Origin of the sequence: Streptomyces sp. 1222.5 (assembly GCF_900105245.1) — a bacterium.
Classification (GTDB): domain Bacteria; phylum Actinomycetota; class Actinomycetes; order Streptomycetales; family Streptomycetaceae; genus Streptomyces; species Streptomyces albidocamelliae.
The window spans coordinates 1,204,001-1,219,634 of sequence record NZ_FNSZ01000001.1 but is presented as its reverse complement, the minus strand read 5'-3'; the positions used below and the strand labels follow the sequence as shown (position 1 = coordinate 1,219,634).

19 protein-coding genes and 1 pseudogene are annotated in these 15,634 nt (G+C 73.2%); 11 read left to right on the top strand and 9 right to left on the bottom strand.

Going from position 1 to position 15,634, the window contains the following annotated elements:
- Positions 1-79 precede the first annotated feature (79 nt).
- Positions 80-352: a hypothetical protein gene (locus tag BLW57_RS05545; RefSeq protein ID WP_093472565.1), complete on the top strand. Its 273-nt coding sequence runs from the start codon at positions 80-82 to the stop codon at positions 350-352.
- A complete protein-coding gene (locus BLW57_RS05540; protein ID WP_093472563.1) occupies positions 349-1,842 on the top strand; it encodes a cytochrome bc1 complex cytochrome b subunit in 1,494 nt (497 codons plus the stop codon). Before BLW57_RS05545 ends, BLW57_RS05540 begins: the two co-directional genes overlap by 4 nt.
- On the opposite strand, the gene BLW57_RS05535 is transcribed toward BLW57_RS05540, so the two are convergent.
- Entirely contained in the window at positions 1,778-2,161 is a 384-nt protein-coding gene (locus BLW57_RS05535; protein WP_093472561.1) for an aa3-type cytochrome oxidase subunit IV, read from the bottom strand. The two genes, BLW57_RS05540 and BLW57_RS05535, sit on opposite strands and share 65 nt — an antisense overlap.
- Positions 2,158-3,822 carry an aa3-type cytochrome oxidase subunit I gene (ctaD, locus tag BLW57_RS05530; protein ID WP_073890937.1) on the bottom strand — a complete coding sequence of 555 codons (1,665 nt, stop codon included), beginning with the start codon at positions 3,820-3,822 and terminating at the stop codon, positions 2,158-2,160. The genes BLW57_RS05535 and ctaD overlap by 4 nt, the downstream gene beginning before the upstream one ends.
- Between ctaD and BLW57_RS41275 the strand changes: the two genes are divergently transcribed.
- From BLW57_RS41275 to BLW57_RS05510, 5 genes and pseudogenes are all read left to right on the top strand, one after another.
- A complete protein-coding gene (locus BLW57_RS41275) occupies positions 3,821-3,988 on the top strand; it encodes a hypothetical protein (protein ID WP_176985473.1) in 168 nt (55 codons plus the stop codon). The genes ctaD and BLW57_RS41275 overlap by 2 nt on opposite strands.
- On the top strand, positions 3,985-4,353 hold the full coding sequence (locus BLW57_RS05525) for a DUF6479 family protein (protein WP_241840864.1): 369 nt from the start codon (positions 3,985-3,987) through the stop codon (positions 4,351-4,353). Before BLW57_RS41275 ends, BLW57_RS05525 begins: the two co-directional genes overlap by 4 nt.
- A gap of 73 nt (positions 4,354-4,426) precedes the next feature.
- Positions 4,427-4,612 carry a hypothetical protein gene (locus tag BLW57_RS05520; RefSeq protein ID WP_093472559.1) on the top strand — a complete coding sequence of 62 codons (186 nt, stop codon included), beginning with the start codon at positions 4,427-4,429 and terminating at the stop codon, positions 4,610-4,612.
- Between the two features lie 147 nt (positions 4,613-4,759).
- Positions 4,760-5,335 (top strand): annotated as a pseudogene (locus tag BLW57_RS05515) (sugar phosphate nucleotidyltransferase); the annotation flags it as partial.
- 64 nt (positions 5,336-5,399) lie between these two features.
- Entirely contained in the window at positions 5,400-6,203 is an 804-nt protein-coding gene (locus BLW57_RS05510; RefSeq protein WP_093472558.1) for a class I SAM-dependent methyltransferase, read from the top strand.
- Positions 6,204-6,215: 12 nt separating this feature from the next.
- On the opposite strand, the gene rfbC is transcribed toward BLW57_RS05510, so the two are convergent.
- The 4 genes from rfbC to BLW57_RS05490 form a co-directional block, all read right to left on the bottom strand.
- Positions 6,216-6,812, bottom strand: coding sequence for a dTDP-4-dehydrorhamnose 3,5-epimerase (gene rfbC / locus BLW57_RS05505; RefSeq protein WP_093472556.1), 597 nt, complete (start codon positions 6,810-6,812; stop codon positions 6,216-6,218).
- Between the two features lie 4 nt (positions 6,813-6,816).
- Positions 6,817-8,760: a glycosyltransferase family 2 protein gene (locus BLW57_RS05500; protein WP_093472555.1), complete on the bottom strand. Its 1,944-nt coding sequence runs from the start codon at positions 8,758-8,760 to the stop codon at positions 6,817-6,819.
- Between the two features lie 125 nt (positions 8,761-8,885).
- The gene (locus BLW57_RS05495; RefSeq protein ID WP_093472553.1) at positions 8,886-9,470 is read right to left on the bottom strand and encodes an isochorismatase family protein; all 585 of its coding nucleotides are present in this window, start codon (positions 9,468-9,470) and stop codon (positions 8,886-8,888) included.
- A gap of 110 nt (positions 9,471-9,580) precedes the next feature.
- A complete protein-coding gene (locus BLW57_RS05490) occupies positions 9,581-10,018 on the bottom strand; it encodes a MarR family winged helix-turn-helix transcriptional regulator (RefSeq protein ID WP_093472552.1) in 438 nt (145 codons plus the stop codon).
- A 179-nt stretch (positions 10,019-10,197) separates the two neighbouring features.
- Here BLW57_RS05490 and BLW57_RS43020 point away from each other — a divergent pair, with 179 nt between their 5' ends.
- The 4 genes from BLW57_RS43020 to BLW57_RS05470 all read left to right on the top strand — a co-directional run bounded on the left by BLW57_RS43020 (position 10,198) and on the right by BLW57_RS05470 (position 12,623).
- The gene (locus BLW57_RS43020) at positions 10,198-10,407 is read left to right on the top strand and encodes a hypothetical protein (protein ID WP_176985472.1); all 210 of its coding nucleotides are present in this window, start codon (positions 10,198-10,200) and stop codon (positions 10,405-10,407) included.
- Positions 10,408-10,483: 76 nt separating this feature from the next.
- Positions 10,484-11,485 carry an SDR family oxidoreductase gene (locus BLW57_RS05480; RefSeq protein ID WP_093472548.1) on the top strand — a complete coding sequence of 334 codons (1,002 nt, stop codon included), beginning with the start codon at positions 10,484-10,486 and terminating at the stop codon, positions 11,483-11,485.
- A gap of 18 nt (positions 11,486-11,503) precedes the next feature.
- Positions 11,504-12,004 carry a metallophosphoesterase family protein gene (locus BLW57_RS05475; protein ID WP_093472547.1) on the top strand — a complete coding sequence of 167 codons (501 nt, stop codon included), beginning with the start codon at positions 11,504-11,506 and terminating at the stop codon, positions 12,002-12,004.
- Between the two features lie 22 nt (positions 12,005-12,026).
- A complete protein-coding gene (locus tag BLW57_RS05470) occupies positions 12,027-12,623 on the top strand; it encodes a GNAT family N-acetyltransferase (RefSeq protein ID WP_093472545.1) in 597 nt (198 codons plus the stop codon).
- A gap of 27 nt (positions 12,624-12,650) precedes the next feature.
- Here the strand turns inward: BLW57_RS05470 and BLW57_RS05465 are convergent, their stop codons facing one another.
- The 3 genes from BLW57_RS05465 to BLW57_RS05455 are packed head-to-tail and all read right to left on the bottom strand — an operon-like array spanning position 12,651 to position 15,630.
- The gene (locus tag BLW57_RS05465; protein WP_093472543.1) at positions 12,651-13,307 is read right to left on the bottom strand and encodes an SRPBCC family protein; all 657 of its coding nucleotides are present in this window, start codon (positions 13,305-13,307) and stop codon (positions 12,651-12,653) included.
- Positions 13,308-13,322: 15 nt separating this feature from the next.
- Entirely contained in the window at positions 13,323-14,429 is a 1,107-nt protein-coding gene (locus BLW57_RS05460) for an XdhC family protein (RefSeq protein WP_093472542.1), read from the bottom strand.
- Positions 14,422-15,630: a vWA domain-containing protein gene (locus tag BLW57_RS05455; RefSeq protein WP_093480544.1), complete on the bottom strand. Its 1,209-nt coding sequence runs from the start codon at positions 15,628-15,630 to the stop codon at positions 14,422-14,424. The genes BLW57_RS05460 and BLW57_RS05455 overlap by 8 nt, the downstream gene beginning before the upstream one ends.
- Between the last annotated feature and the right edge of the window lie 4 nt (positions 15,631-15,634).

Genomic DNA, 15,634 nt, shown 5'->3' with positions numbered 1-15,634 from the left:
ACCCACTCGGGTGCGTCGGGACACCGTTCAGGCAGGCTGGGGAGGCGCATCGGGCGAGCGGTGCCTAGGGTCGGTTGATGTGGCACACACCTTCGAAGAACTGGTGCAGAAGCAGCGCGCGGCCGCCGCGGCCCACACCATGGTCGAGGAACTGCGGGACGCCTACGGCCCGCCGGCCGAGCGACGGATGACGGGCGCCCAGTCGGGCACCTACGAGACCGCCCTGCGCGCCTGGCGCGACCTCGCCCGGGACGTGCAGACCGCCGTCAGCGAGTACGCCAGGCAGACGGGCCGGCCCCGCGCCGAGGTGGAGGCCGAGGTGGAGCGGGCCGCGGCGACGGAGACCACGTGAGCCGGACGGCCCGCCGCGCCGAGCGGCTGGCCGACGCCGCCGACGCACGGCTGCCCGTTCTGGAAGGCGGCACGCTGCTGCGCAAGGCGTTCCCCGAGCACTGGTCCTTCTTCCTCGGCGAGATCGCCCTCTACAGCCTGCTGGTGCTGATCCTGACCGGTGTGTGGCTGACCTTCTTCTTCCAGCCGGAGATGCGCGAGGTCGTCTACACGGGCTCCTACGTGCCGCTGCAGGGCGTGGCGATGTCGGCCGCGTTCGACTCCACCCTGCACATCAGCTTCGACGTGCGCGGCGGCCTGCTGATGCGGCAGACCCATCACTGGGCCGCGCTCGTCTTCGTGGCCGCGATCGGCCTGCACCTGCTGCGGATCTTCTTCACCGGCGCCTTTCGCCGGCCCCGCGAACTCAACTGGGCGATCGGGGTGACCCTGTTCATGCTCTCGCTCGCCGAGGGCTTCGCCGGCTACTCGCTCCCCGACGACCTGCTCTCCGGCACCGGACTGCGCATCGCCCAGGGCATCATGACGTCGATCCCGGTGGTGGGAACCTACCTGGCCTTCTTCGCCTTCGGCGGCGAGTACCCGGGACACGACATCATCACCCGGCTCTACCCGCTGCACATCCTGCTGCTCCCCGGCGCCCTCATCGCCCTGGTGACGGCCCATCTGATCCTGGTCTTCCACCTCAAGCACACCCAGTGGCGCGGTCCCGGCCGCACCAACCGCAACGTCCTCGGCAAGCCCCTCTACCCGCAGTTCACCGGCACCTCGGCCGGCCTGTCCCTGACGGTGTTCGGCGTGCTGGTGCTGCTGTCCGGCCTCGCCCAGATCAACCCGGTGTGGACCTACGGCCCCTACCGCCCGGACCAGGTCTCCACCGGCTCCCAGCCCGACTGGTACGTGGGCTTCCTGGAGGGGGCGCTGCGGCTGGTACCGCCCTGGGAGACGAACGTCGCCGGGCACACCGTCATGTGGAACGTGCTGCTCCCGGCCGTCGTCCTGCCCGGCCTGCTGTTCGCCGCGCTCTACGCCTACCCCTTCGTCGAGCAGCGCCTCACCGGGGAGTGGCGTCACGAGCAGCACCTGTGCGACCGGCCGCGCGAGCGCCCCGTGCGCACCGGACTCGGCGTGGGCGGCACCGTCTTCTACGGCGTGCTGCTGCTGGCCGGCGCCAACGACATCATGGCCCAGGTCTTCCGCGTCTCCGTCGACGCCCTGACCTGGATCCTGCGCGTGGCCCTGGTGGCGGCGCCGGTCCTCGCGTTCCTGGTGACCCGGTGGCTGTGCCGGGCCCTGACCGCGGCCGAACGCGAGCGGCTCGCCGAGGGAGTGCCCACCGGCGACATCCGCCAGAGCGTCACCGGCGGCTACGAGGGCGACCACGAACCCGTCGAGTCCTTCCGGCCGGGTGCTCCCCGCAAGCCGCTCACCGGCGCGCGTACTGGAACACCATCCCGAACACCCCGCGCGCCAGAACACCCAGACCGATGAGGAACAGCCACAGCCCGTAGACGACCCCGCCGGCCGTGACCGCGAAGCCGAGCGCGGTGACGATCGGCCACACGCTCGCGTCCGGGAAGAACGCCACCGGCCCGGCCGCGTCCGCCACTTCGGCGTCGGTGCGGTCCTGCGGGCGCAGCCCCCGGCGCCGGTACTGGATCAGGCAGAAGAAGCCGACGAGCGCCGCCATCCCGCACGCGACGACCAGCGCGGTCGTGCCCGTGGCATCCCCCGACCACACCCCGTACAGGGCGGCGGAACCCCCGAAGAACAGCGCCACGGCGCCGAACAGCACCGCCTCGGCCTTCATCGCGTCGCCTTCTTCCCGGGCGGGCTGTCGATCCCCGGATGGTGCAGGTCGAACGCGGGGGACTCCGACCGGATACGGGGCAGGGCGACGAAGTTGTGCCGCGGAGGCGGACTGGACGTCGCCCACTCCAGGCCCCGCCCCCAGCCCCAGGGGTCGTCGAGGCCGACCTTCTCGCCCCTGACGGCGGTGCGCCAGACGTTGTACAGGAACGGCAGCGTCGAGACGCCCAGCAGGAACGCACCCGCCGTGGACAGCGTGTTCAGCGCCGTGAACCCGTCCCCGGGCAGATAGTCGGCGTACCGACGCGGCATGCCCTGCTCACCGAGCCAGTGCTGCACCAGGAAGGTGAGCTGGAACCCGGGGAACAGCAGCCAGAAGTGCACCTTGCCGAGCCGCTCGTCCAGCATCTTCCCGGTGAACTTCGGCCACCAGAAGTAGAACCCGGCGAACATCGCGAACACCACCGTGCCGAACAGCACGTAGTGCAGGTGCGCCACGATGAAGTACGAGTCCGTCAGATGGAAGTCGAGCGGCGGCGAGGCGATCAGCACCCCGCTCAGCCCGCCCAGCAGGAACGACACCAGGAAGCCCGCCGACCACAGCATCGGCGTCTCGAACGAGAGCGAACCGTGCATCATCGTGCCGATCCACGCGAAGAACTTGATGCCCGTGGGCACCGCGATCAGGAACGACATGATCGAGAAGAAGGGCAGCAGCACCGCGCCGGTCGCGAACATGTGGTGCGCCCACACCACCGCCGAGAGCATGGTGATCGCGATCGTCGCCCCGATCATCGGCACATAGCCGAACAGGGGCTTGCGGGAGAAGACCGGGATGATCTCCGAGACGATCCCGAAGAACGGCAGCGCCACGATGTAGACCTCGGGATGCCCGAAGAACCAGAACAGGTGCTGCCACAGCAGCGCCCCCCCGTTCGCCGCGTCGAAGACGTGCGCCCCGAACTTCCGGTCCGCCTCCAGGGCCAACAGCGCCGCCGTCAGCACCGGGAAGGCGGGGAGCACCAGGATCGAGGTGAACAGCACGTTCCAGGTGAAGATCGGCATCCGGAACATCGTCATGCCCGGCGCGCGCAGGCACATGATCGTCGCGATGAAGTTCACCGCGGTCAGCGTCGTCGACACACCCGAGACGACCAGCCCCATCGTCCACAGGTCACCGCCCGCGCCGGGGGAGTAGTAGGCGCTGTTCAGCGGCGCGTAGGCGAACCAGCCGAACGCCGCGGCCCCGCCCGGCACCAGGAAGCCCGACACCACCATCAGCCCGCCGAAGAGGTACATCCAGTACGACAGCGCGTTGAGCCGCGGAAAGGCCAGGTCAGGGGCCCCGATCTGGAGCGGCATGACGGCGTTGGCGAACCCGGCGAACATGGGCGTCGCGAACAGCAGCATCATGATCGTGCCGTGGATGGTGACGAACTCCAGGTAGCCCTGCTTGCTCAGCACCTGCATACCCGGTTCGGCCAGTTCGGTGCGCATGGCGAGCGCGAGCAGACCGGCCAGCAGGAAGAAGCAGAACGCCGTGACCATGTAAAGACGGCCGATCACCTTGTGGTCGGCCGTGGACACCCAGCGCAGGAGGGTCCGGCCGGGGCGCGGAGCGGGCTCCGTGTACCGGGCGGTGATCTCCACGATCTCTGACATGTGCGGCGAATCCGTCATCGCGGGTGACGGTACTCCCGGTGCCGCGAAGCCCGTCAGCGCCACGCCCTGCACGTCCGCGCCCGGCCCGGCCGCGGGTTGCGCCGAACGGCTGACCGCCGTCCGGCCCGGCATCCTCGGCGCGGCCCCGGGTACCCGGCGCACATGACGACTTCCATGTACGAAGCGGCCGCCGGCGTTCAGGTGTTCGGATACGTCCTCATCCTGGTCGCCGGGCTGGCCTGTGTCGCGGGACTGATCTGGGCCTTCCGGCTGGGTGCGAAGGTGCGTGAGCGTGAACCGGCACCGCCGCGCCCCGACGAGCAGCCCCGGGTGCCGCCGTCCGGACCGGTCCGCGAAGTGCAGGAGATGCGGGAGCCGGACGAGGTGCCGCGGGCCGCGGACGGCGACGAGCGGCTCACCCCCCACCACTTCGGCAACGTCGGCAGCAAGCGGGCCGAGGACCAGAGCCGCCCTCGCTGGTCCCCCGGATCGAGCGGCTCGTTCGGCGGCGGTGGCGGCGGCCGTACCTGACCGCCGCCGTCCGTCCGGGTTTGCCCACGCCCGAGCGGGGGACCCGGCCGGACACCGATCGTGCAGAAGGAAGATGAATGACGTGACCGCGCATGCCAGCGAGAGGACCGCACTGCCCTACGCCGAGACCGGCTGGGCCGAGGCCCGCCGCCGTCACGGCCGCGGACCGCGCACCTGCCGGCCCGCCGTGCTGAAGCACGCGGCCGCCCGCCGGCAGGGCGAGGCGGCCGAGGACAACATCGTGCGCGGCGACGACTGAGACGACCGGCGGCCGAGCGGCCGGAGGGGGTACGGCGGGCCCGGCACCGCCCGGTAACCCGCCGTCGGCACGGGTGCCGTCCTGGCGCGACCATCCAGTCGTACAAACGCAGGTCCTGTCGGGACGATCGCCACTAGGGTGGGGCGAATGAAGGCTCTGGTGCTCTCCGGCGGCACCGGGTCCAGCCTGCGACCGATCACGCACACCTCGGCCACACAGCTGGTACCGGTGGCCACCAAGCCCGTGCTGTTCTACGGATTGGAGTCCCTCGCCGAGGCGGGGATCACCGAGGTCGGGATGATCGTCGGCGAGACCGCGGCGGAGATCGGGCAAGCGGTCGGCGACGGGTCGAAGTTCGGCCTGGACGTCACCTGCAGCCCCCAGGAGCGGCCCCTCGGGCCCGCCCACGCGGTGCTGATCGCCCGGGACTTCCTCGGTGACGACGACTTCGTGAGGTACCTCGGGGACGATTTCGTCGTCGGTGCCATCCGGTCCCCGGTCGAGGAGTTCCGCACGCACCCGTCCCTGACCCGCGTGCTTTCGGCGTCGCCGAACTGGACGGCGCCGGCCGGATGGTGGTTCTCCATCGTGCTGCGGGACTCCTCCATCGACGGTGTAAGCCGGATCGAGAACTCGCTGATCGGCCGGCACACCGAGGTCACCCCGACGGCCGGGGGCACCAGCGCCCACCGGCTCGTCCTCGGGGACCACAGCAAGGTGCAGCCAGGTTCAGGAACCGCTCAGTCCCGCACATGGGCCTGCCCCAGATCCGCAAGGAGACGTCCGAGTGAAACGCCACGAGTTCCTGCGGGGACTCCACAAGGCCACCGCGAACCGCAACTACCTGGAGATCGGCGTCAACGACGGCCGCAGCCTGACGCTGTCCCGGGTGCCCAGCATCGCGATCGACCCCGCCTTCAAGGTGGTCAGCGAGATCCGCTGCGACGTCCACCTGGCCAAGGCCACCAGTGACGACTTCTTCGCCCGCGACAACCCGCTCGCCCATCTGCGGGGCGGACGCCACCCGTTGCGCAACCTCGCCCGCAACCGCAGCCCGCTCGGCCACTGGAAGCGCACCACCCTGGACCTGTCGTTCATCGACGGCATGCACCTGTTCGAGTACGCGCTGCGGGACTTCATCAACATCGAGAAGCACTCGGACTGGGCCAGCGTGATCGTCTTCGACGACATGCTGCCCCGCAACGTGGACGAGGCCGCCCGCGACCGGCACACCAACGCCTGGACCGGGGACGTCTACAAGCTGATCGAGATCCTCCAGCGCCACCGCCCCGACCTGGTGACCGTCCTCGTCGACACCGCGCCCACCGGCCAGTTGGTGGTCTTCGGCGCCGACCCGGACAACACCGTCCTCAAGGACCGCTACGACGACATCATCGCGGAGTTCGAGGTCCCCGACCCGCAGAAGGTCCCGGAGTCCGTCCTCGGGCGCACCACCGCCGTCAAGCCCGAGGACTTCCTCGGCGCCGGGTTCTGGAAGCCGCTGGCCGCGTCCCGCAACCGGGGCACCGGCCGCTCCCGCGGCTGGGAGCCGCTGCGCCGCGCGCTCGCGCCGTACGCCGCCGGACGCTGAACCCGGCGGCCCCTACCGGCCGCGCAACCGCTCGTAGTGGGCGGAGCATTCCTTGTACGTGGGCAGCAGCCCGGACTGCTCCGCCTCGGCGAGCGTCGGTGCCTCGGCGTCCTTGGCCGACAGCACCGGCTCGACACCCTCGGGCCAGGCGATGCCCAGCTGCGGGTCGAGCGGGTGCAGCCCGTGCTCGCGCTGGGGCGCGTACCCGGCCGAGCACAGGTACACCACCGCCGCGTCGTCGGTCAGCGCCATGAACGCGTGCCCGAGGCCCTCGGAGAGGAACACCGCGCGCCGGCTCTCGTCGTCCAGCCGCACGGCCTCCCACCGCGCGTAGGTGGGGGAGCCGACGCGGATGTCCACGACCACGTCCAGGACGGCTCCGCGCACGCAGGTGACGTACTTGGCCTGCCCGGGCGGCACGTCCGCGAAGTGGATGCCGCGCAGCACGCCCCGGGCGGACACGGACATGTTGGCCTGGGCGAGTTCCAGGCCGTAGCCGGTGGCCTCGCGGAACTCCGCGCCCCGGTACCACTCGTGGAAGCTGCCCCGCTCGTCCGGGAACACCCGCGGTTCCAGCACCCAGGCGTCCGCTATCCCCAACTGCCGCACGTGATCAGGCCTTTCCCGTCGATGTCCTGCCGAGCGCCGAGCGCAGTGCGCGCCGCGCCACGCGTACCAGCCGCCGCAGCGGTCCCGGGCGCCCCGGCCGGACCACCTCGACATCACCGCGGCCGCGGCCCACCCGCAGCAGCAGCGCGAGCGCCGGTACCCGGCCGTCCGGCAGGCCCAGCCCGGTCCGCCAGACGGCGTTGCGCAGCTCCCGCAGCGGTATGGAGGCCTCCAGCAGCGAGTGCACGCCGTCGGCGGGGGTGAGCACGGCCGGCCGGTCGAGCGTGCGGCCCGAGGCCGTCGCGGTGAACCGGAGGGTGGCCGCCGTGCTGTCCGGGACGTACAGCGGCAGGGCCACCGTCAGCGTCTCGGTGTCGGAGACGGCCGCGTCCGCCGGGGTGAGCCGGTGCAGGCCGAGGGACTTCACGGCACGGTCCACGTCCAGCGACAGGTTGCGGCCCTGCTTCGTCCAGTACGGCAGCACGACCCGCCCGGCGACGATCCCGGCCGGCGGCAGCGCGGGCGCCTGCTCGGGGGCGGGGCCCAGGCGGCACTCCTTGGTCCAGCCGCCCAGGGAGACCCGGACGAACATGTCCCACAGCCCGCCGTGCAGCGGGGCGCCGCCCGCGGCGGTGCCGGGGTCCACGCCGGCGGTCGCGCGCAGCACCAGGCGGGTGCCGCCGTCCTCGGCGGGGATCCGCTCGCGGGTGAGTTCGACCGGCTGGAAGAAGGAGGCCGCGGTCGCCCGGTCGCGCAGGATCAGGTCGGCGGTGGCCCGCTCGAAGCCGTCCGCCGCGGCGGCGCCGAGCCATACGGCGGCCTCGGCCGCGTCGCGGGGCGCGCCGTCCGCCGCCGGCCGGGGGGCGTCGGCGGCCACGGTCAGCGGCCCGTCGGCGGTGACGTACTCGGCGGTGAGGCCGATCCGCAGCGTGCCGTCCTGCCACTCGACGGCCGTCGGGACGGACCGGGGCCGCACCCCGGCCTCCCACTCGGCGAAGGCGACGAGGTCGTCGTAGCGGTCCTCGCGGAGCAGCGCGGCGACGATCCGCTGACCGGGGCGGAGCCCGGCGGCCACTCCGGGTCCGAAGCGCTCCACCACGACGGCGTGGATCTCCCGGAACAGCTCGCGCCGGTAGTCGTCGGGCATCGCCAGCAGCCGGCGTCCGCTCATCCGGTCGGCCATCTCCACGCGCAGCCAGCGGCGCATCAGCTTGTCGCGCAGCGGCCCCGGTTCGGTGTACCGCTCGACCACGTCGAGGGCCTCACGGAGGTTCTTGTAGTAGCCGACGGGGTCGAAACGCTGGAAGCCGGCGTTGGCGGCGTCGTCGCGTTTGACGTGGTAGTAGCAGACGTAGTCGCTGAGCACGGAGACGTTGTCCGCGCGCAGATAGGCCTCGGTGACGAAGACGTGGTCCTCCAGTCGCCGCCGGCCCTCGGGGAAGCGCAGGCCGGTGCGGTCCAGGAAGGAGCGCCGGAGCATCTTGTGCGGGGTGAGGCTGTCGATCAGCGGCGCGTTGTCGACCGTGGCGTGCGGGCGGTTGCGGCGGAACAGCTCCACCGGCACCGGGCGCCCCTTTCCGGCCATCTTGCCGACGATCACGTCGGCCTTGTTCGCCACCCCATAGTCGTACATCCGCTCCAGGGCCTCGGGCCCCAGGTGGTCGTCGTTGTCGACGAACATCACGAACTCGCCCCGGGCGGCGTCGATCCCGACGTTGCGGGGCCTGCCCGACCAGCCGGAGTTCTCCTGGTGGAGGACCCTCACGTGAGCGTGCTGTGCGGCGAGCTCGTCCAGCCGGGCGGGGGTGCCGTCCGTGGAGCCGTCGTCCACGAAGATCAGTTCGTACGCGTCGGCGGGCAGGGACTGGTTCAGCAGCGAGGCGACGCAGTCCTCGATGTACGGCCCTGGGTTGTAGACGGGGACGACGACGCTGACCTTGACCGGCATCCGGTTCCAAGCCCCCTTTGTTCGCCTGCCGTTGCCTCGGTGACACGGTGTGCGTGGCCGCATGCTAACCCGGCCGCTCGTGCGCGTGTGCGGACACTCGCGCACAAGGGGCCGGGCCGAGGGGGTCAGGCGTGGGTCTTGGCCAGCAGCTCCAGGATCTCCGCGGTCGTGCCGGACTCGCCGAGCCGCGGGAAGATGCGCTCGACGCTGCCCTGGTGAGCGGCGGGGTCGGCGTCGGCCATCGCGTCGGTGACGAGGGTGACGTGGTAGCCGTGGGCGTAGGCGTCACGGGCGGTGGACTCCACGCCGATGCTGGTGGCGATGCCGGTCAGCACGATCTGGGTGATGCCCCGGCGGCGCAGCTGCGTGTCCAGGTCGGTGCCGTGGAAGGCGCTCCAGTTGTGCTTGGTGACCCGGATGTCACCGGGGTGCCCGGAGAGCTCGTCGGTGATGGTGTCCCAGCCCTCGGGGAAGGCGAGCCCGCGCGCCTGGCGCTCGGTGCGGCCGGGGACCGCGCCCGCCCCGTCGGCCGCGAAGGAGACCCGGACGAGCACCACGGGAAGGTTCCGGGCGCGGAAGGCGTCGGCGAGTTCCGCCGTGCGGGACACGACCTCCGGGCCCGGGTACGGCTGGGTGGGCATGGCCACGATGCCGTTCTGCAGGTCGACCGCGACGAGGGCGGTACGGGGGTCGAGGGTGGTGAGCGACATGGGTCGGCCGGGCCTTTCGGGGGTTCGGGGGGATGGGGAGGACGCGCCGGCCGGGGAGAGGCCGGACGGCGCGTGCGCCGCGGGGGCGGCACGGGCGGAGGCGCGCCGGATCACGGCTGGGACAGCCGGTCCATCAGCTCCAGCGCCCGCAGGACCGCCTCCCGCTCCTCGGCGGTGAACCGGTCCTGGAAGGCGCGGGCCAGCCACTCCTCGCGGACCTGCTTGTTGCCCTCGACGCGCGCCCGGCCCGCGTCCGTCAGCGTGACCAGCTGGCGGCGCCCGTCGTCGGGGTCGGGGGCACGGCGGATCAGTCCGTGCTGCTCCAGCGCGGCCAGCGTGGTCGCCATGGACTGCGGCCGTACGCCCTCGGCGGCGGCCAGGGCGCTGGCCGTGGCCGCGCCGTGCTTGCCGACCAGGGTCAGCGCCGACTCCTGGGAGGGGGTCAGGTCGGCGTCCTGGGCGATCTCCCGGATGCGACGCCGCAGTCGGCTGAAGACCACCCGCAGGTCACGTGCGGCACGGACGGCCGAGTCGGAGATGTGATCCATGCCGTCAGCATAGGACCGACAGCAGAAACTGTCCAGGCGAAACTGTTCAGTTTTGCCTGGACAGTTGTCGGGTACTCGCCCGCCGTCGGACCGCACGACCGGCCCCCGCCTCGCGACGACGGCAGGTGAAGGAGCGCAGATGACCCCTCCGGACACGTCCGGCCTGGAGGCGGCCCTCCGTGCCGAGGTGGACGGCGAAGCCCGCTTCGACGCGGGCAGCCGCGGCGCCTACGTCGCGGACGGCTCGAACTACCGTCCGCATCGAGGGGCTCCTCCTCGACGGCGTCCTCGACCCCGGCGGCGGCAGCGTCACCCCGGGCGCCGACGGGGCGCCGGGACTGGGCCTGACCCTCGTCGAGGAGCGGGCGCGGCGGTACCGGGTGGAGTGATACCGATGCGAGCCGCCGCTTCCCGCCCGACGAACCGTTCCATGCCGTACGACACGCCGTACGAAAGGAGATGACCATGCCCCCGACCGTCGTCATCACCGGTGCCAGCGCCGGGATCGGGCGGGCCACCGCCCGCCTGTACGCGAGGCGCGGTGCCGACGTCGTGCTGATCGCCCGGGGCAAGGGAGGCCTGGAGGAGGCGGCGGACGAGGTCGCCGCCCTCGGCGGACGCCCGCTGGTCCAGGTCGCCGACACCGCGGACCCGGCACTCGTGGAGGCGGCCGCCGACGCCGCCGAGGAGACCTTCGGCCCCATCGACGTGTGGATCAACTGCGCGTTCTCCACGGTGTTCGCCCCCTTCGAGGAGATCACCGCCGAGGAGTTCGAGCGCGTCACGCAGGTGACGTACCTCGGGTTCGTCAACGGCACCCGCTCGGCCCTCAAACGGATGCTGCCCCGGGACCGCGGCACCGTCGTGCAGGTCGGCTCCGCGCTCGGGGAGCGGTCCATCCCGCTCCAGGCCGCCTACTGCGGCGCCAAGCACGCCATCAACGGCTTCACGTCCTCCCTGCGCACCGAACTGCTGCACCGCGGGAGCCGCGTGCACGTCACCGTCGCCCAGATGCCCGCCGTCAACACCCCCCAGTTCCAGTGGGTGCGCTCCCGGCTGTCCAAGCACCCCATGCCGGTGCCGCCCATCTACCAGCCCGAGGTCGCCGCGCGGGGCGTCGCGTACGCGGCCGACCACCCGCGCCGCAAGCAGTACTACGTCGGAGCCACCACGGTCGCCACCATCTGGGCCAACCGCTTCGCACCGGCCCTGCTCGACCGCTACCTGGCCCGCACCGGCTTCGACTCCCAGCAGACCGACAGCGTCCCGCCCGCCGGCCTGGACAACCTCTTCGAGCCGGTCGACCGTGAACCCGCCGGCGACCAGGGCGCCCACGGCGCCTTCGACGACACCTCCCACGCCCGCTCCTGGCAGGAGATCCTGGTCCGGCACCCCGCGGCCACGGCGGTCGGCGCGGGCGCCGCCGTACTGGGCGCCGTACGCGGCGTCCGCCGGCTGACCTCCTGAGCCGCATAGGCTGACCGCGTGCGCCTCCTCCTGATGTCCGACACGCACCTCCCGAAGCGCGCCAAGCGGCTCCCGGAGCAGCTGCTCGCCGAACTCCCGCACGCGGACGTCGTCCTGCACGCCGGGGACTGGGTCGACGCGGCCACCCTCGACCTGCTGGAGAGCCGCAGCCGCCGGCTGGTCGGGGTGTACGGCAACAACGACGGCCCCGACCTGCGCGCCCGGCTCCCCGAGGTGGCCCGTGCCGAGCTCGGCGGCCTGCGCTTCGGCGTGGTGCACGAGACCGGACCCGCCCAGGGCCGCGAGGCCCGCTGCGCCGCCCGCTTCCCCGACCTCGACGTCCTGGTCTTCGGGCACAGCCACATCCCCTGGAACACCACCGCACCCGGCGGCCTGCGCCTGCTCAACCCCGGCTCCCCGACCGACCGCCGCCGCCAGCCCCACTGCACCTACCTCACGGCGGCCGTCGACGGCGGAGCGCTCACCGACGTGACGCTGCACCGGCTGCCACAGCGGTGACGGACCCTGGCATGATCACCGGATGACCTCCACCGCCGGCATACCCGACGTCGTACCCGCGGGCCGCCTCGCCACCCGGGCACAGCCCGTACTGCCGCTGTCCGGCGGCCTGGAACTGCGGCCCTGGCGGCTGGACGACGGCGACGCCGACGCCCTGCACACCGCCGGACAGGACCCGGCGATCAGCCACTGGAACCTCTTCTCCGTCGGCAGCCGGGACGAGGCCCGCGCCCGCATCGAGCGGCTGCACGCCCGCCGGACGGCCGAGACGGGCGCGATCTGGGCCGTCGCCCCCACCGGCGGCGCGGCCGTCGGACTCGCCGGGCTCAACGACGTCGACCTGGCCGGCGGCACCGCCGAGCTCGTCTACTGGGTGCTGCCCGAGGCGCGCGGCGGCGGCATCGCGGTCGCGGCGACCCGCGCGCTCAGCCGCTGGGCCCTGGACGACCTGGGCCTGCACCGGCTGACGCTGTGCCACTCCACCGGCAACCCCGCCTCCTGCCGGGTGGCCGAGAAGGCCGGCTACCTCTTCGAGGGCACCCACCGCAGCGCCCTGCTGCACGCCGACGGCTGGCACGACCAGCACGTCCACGCACGCGTGGCCGGAGATCCCGCGTAGCGCGGGGCCCGGCCGTCTCTCGGAGCGCTAGCGGCGTCGTCCGCCGTGGCGGTTCCGGTTGCGGCGGCGCAGGCGCAGGGCCACCACGGTCAGGGCCGCCAGGGCCGCCGCCAGGGCCGCCGCCCGTTTGGCCACCGGGAGGCCGGCGACGTGCAGCAGGTCCAGCGGCTCCGGCTCCGCCGGGCCGGCCGGGGCCGTCGCCGTCCCTTCCTCACCCGGCTGCTCCTCGGTGGCCGGGGGCCGCTCGGTCAGCCGCTGGGCCAGGCAGTCGGCGAACTGCGACACCAGCCGGTCGCCCACCTCCGCCAGCACCCCGCGCCCGAACTGCGCCGGACGACCGGTCACCGTCAGATCGGTCCGCACCGAGACCGCCGTCCCGCCGTCGCGCCCGCTCAGCTCGGCGGTGACCGTCGCCCGGGCCGTGCCCTGCCCGCGGGTCTCCCGGCCGCTCGCCACGAGCACCATCCGGTGCGCCGCCTCGTCCTGCTCCTCGAACACCGCGGTGCCCCGGTAGGTCACGGTCACCGGGCCGACCTTGACCTTCACCGAGCCCGTCACGGTCTTGCCGTCGTACTCCTCCACCGTCGCACCCGGCAGACACGGTGCGACGCGTTCGATGTCGAGGAGGGCCGGCCAGGCCTCGTCGACCGGGACGGGGACGGTGAACTCGTGCTGCAGCTCCATGACTTCTCCTCGCACTCAGACGGCGGCGGGCGGATGGATGGCCCCGGTGGTCGCGGTCAGCGGCGCTCCGCTGCCGCCCCAGCGCAGGGCGACGATCTCGGCGGCGACGGACACGGCGACCTCCTCGGGTGTACGCGCCCCGAGGTCGAGCCCCAGCGGTGAGCGCAGCCGGGACAGCTCCGCCGGGGTGAGACCGGCCTCGGCCAGACGTTCGCGCCGCTCGTCATGGGTACGGCGGCTGCCCATCGCCCCGATGTAGGCGGCCGGCCGGCGCAGCGCCTCCTCCAGCAGCGGCACGTCGAACTTCGGGTCGTGGGTGAGGACGCAGATCACCGTGCGCTCGTCGGTGCCGGTGCTCCGCAGATACCGGTGCGGCCACTCCACGACGACCTCCACGCCCGCCGGGAAGCGCTTGGGTGTCGCGAAGACCGGGCGGGCGTCGCACACGGTGACCCGGTAGCCGAGGAAGTCGCCGATACGGGCCACCGCGGCCGCGTAGTCGATCGCGCCGAACACCAGCATCCGCGGCGGCGGCGCGAACGACTGGAGGAACACCGTGACGTCGTCCTCACGGCGCTCGCCCCGCGGGCCGTAGTGCCTCAGGACCGTCGCGCCGAGGGCGAGTTCACCGCGCGCGTCGGCGGCGACGGCGGCATCGAGCCCGCTCGTGCCGAGCGTGCCGGCCACGGTGTCCCGCCACACTCCGAGGGCGGCACCGCGCGGGGCGGGCCCGTCGACCACCGTCGCCACGGTCACCGGCTCGCCCGCGTCCACCGACCCCGCGACCGCCCCGAACACCGGGTCCGTGTCGGGCGACACCGGCCGCACCAGCAGAGTGATCTCTCCGCCGCAGGTGAGCCCCACCGCGAAGGCGTCCTCGTCGCTGTACCCGAAGCTCTCCAGCCGGGCCTCGCCGCTCGCCACCACCTCCTGCGCCAGCTCGAACACCGCGCCCTCCACGCAGCCGCCCGACACGCTCCCCACCACCTCGTCGTCCGGACCCACGGCCATGGCGGCACCGGGCCCCCGCGGAGCGCTGCGGCTGACCGCGACGACCGTGGCGAGCCCGAACGGGATCCGGGAGGTGTACCAGCGCTCCAGCGCCGGGAGGATCTCACGCACGCTGCGCTCCTTTCACGTCGTCCGCGCCGTCCGCCGCCCCGCGCACCACCGCCGCGAGCCGCTCCAGTGCCGCGAGGCTGTGCCCCTCGACGAAGGCGTCGACACTGGGCAGGGCCGCGGCCATCCCCGCCGCCAGCGGCGCGTAACCGGGGCGGGCTTTGCGCGGGTTGGCCCAGATCACCTGGTGGGCCAGGGCGTGCAGCCGGCGCATCTGCGCGCCGAGCAGTTCCGGGTCCCCGCGCTCCCAGCCGTCCGACATGAGGACGACGACCGCGCCGCGCGCCATGCCACGCTGCCCCCAGCGGTTCAGGAACTCGCGCAGCAGCTCGCCCAGCCGGGTGCCGCCGCGCCAGTCCGGCACGGCCGCCGCCAGGGCCGTCATCGCCAGGTCCGGGTCCCGGTGGGACAGTTCACGGGTGGTCCGGGTCAACCGGGTACCGATGGTGAACACCTCCGTGCGCCCCGCCCGCACCGCCGCGTGCGCGAACCGCAGCAGCGCGTCCGCGTACGGCGCCATCGAACCGCTCACGTCGACGAGCAGGACGACCCGGCGGGGCCGCTCCACCCGCGCGTGCCGCCGCAGCCGCGCGGGTTCCCCACCGCGGCGCAGCAACTCCCGTACGGTGCGCCGCGGATCGACGTCCCCGCGCCGGGCCGGCCGCCGCCGTGCCGTACGCCGGGACTGGCCGTGCAGCGCGAACGCCGCGAGCAGACGCCGCAGTTGGGCCCGTTCCGCGGCGTCAAGGCCGGCCACGTCACGATGGCGCAGCACCTCCGCCGAGCTGGCGAGCGTGGCGGTGGGCGGCCCCGTGGGCTCGCTCCCGGCCGGCCCGCCCGGCACGCCGACCGCCTCCCGCACGGTCAGCCGCAGCCGGGGCGGGGGAGTGGCACGCACCCGGCGCGGGGCCGGGTCGCCGCGCGCCCCGAAGTACGCGGCGAACACCCGCTCGTACCGCTCCAGGTCGTCGTGTCCGCCGCACAGCGTCGCCCGGCCCGCCCAGTACACGTCCGCCCGCATCCCGGGCCGCAGCACGGCCACGGCACGCAGGAACGCGTACAGCCGCTCGGTGCTGACGTCGAGCCCGGCCGCCCGCAGCGCCCGTACGAAGCCGACCAGCACGGCGTCGGCGCCGAGCGCTGTCCCGGGAGGGCCGCTCTCCGCGCCGGGCGACCGGTCCGCCTCGCCGTCGGCCGGGGCCATCGCC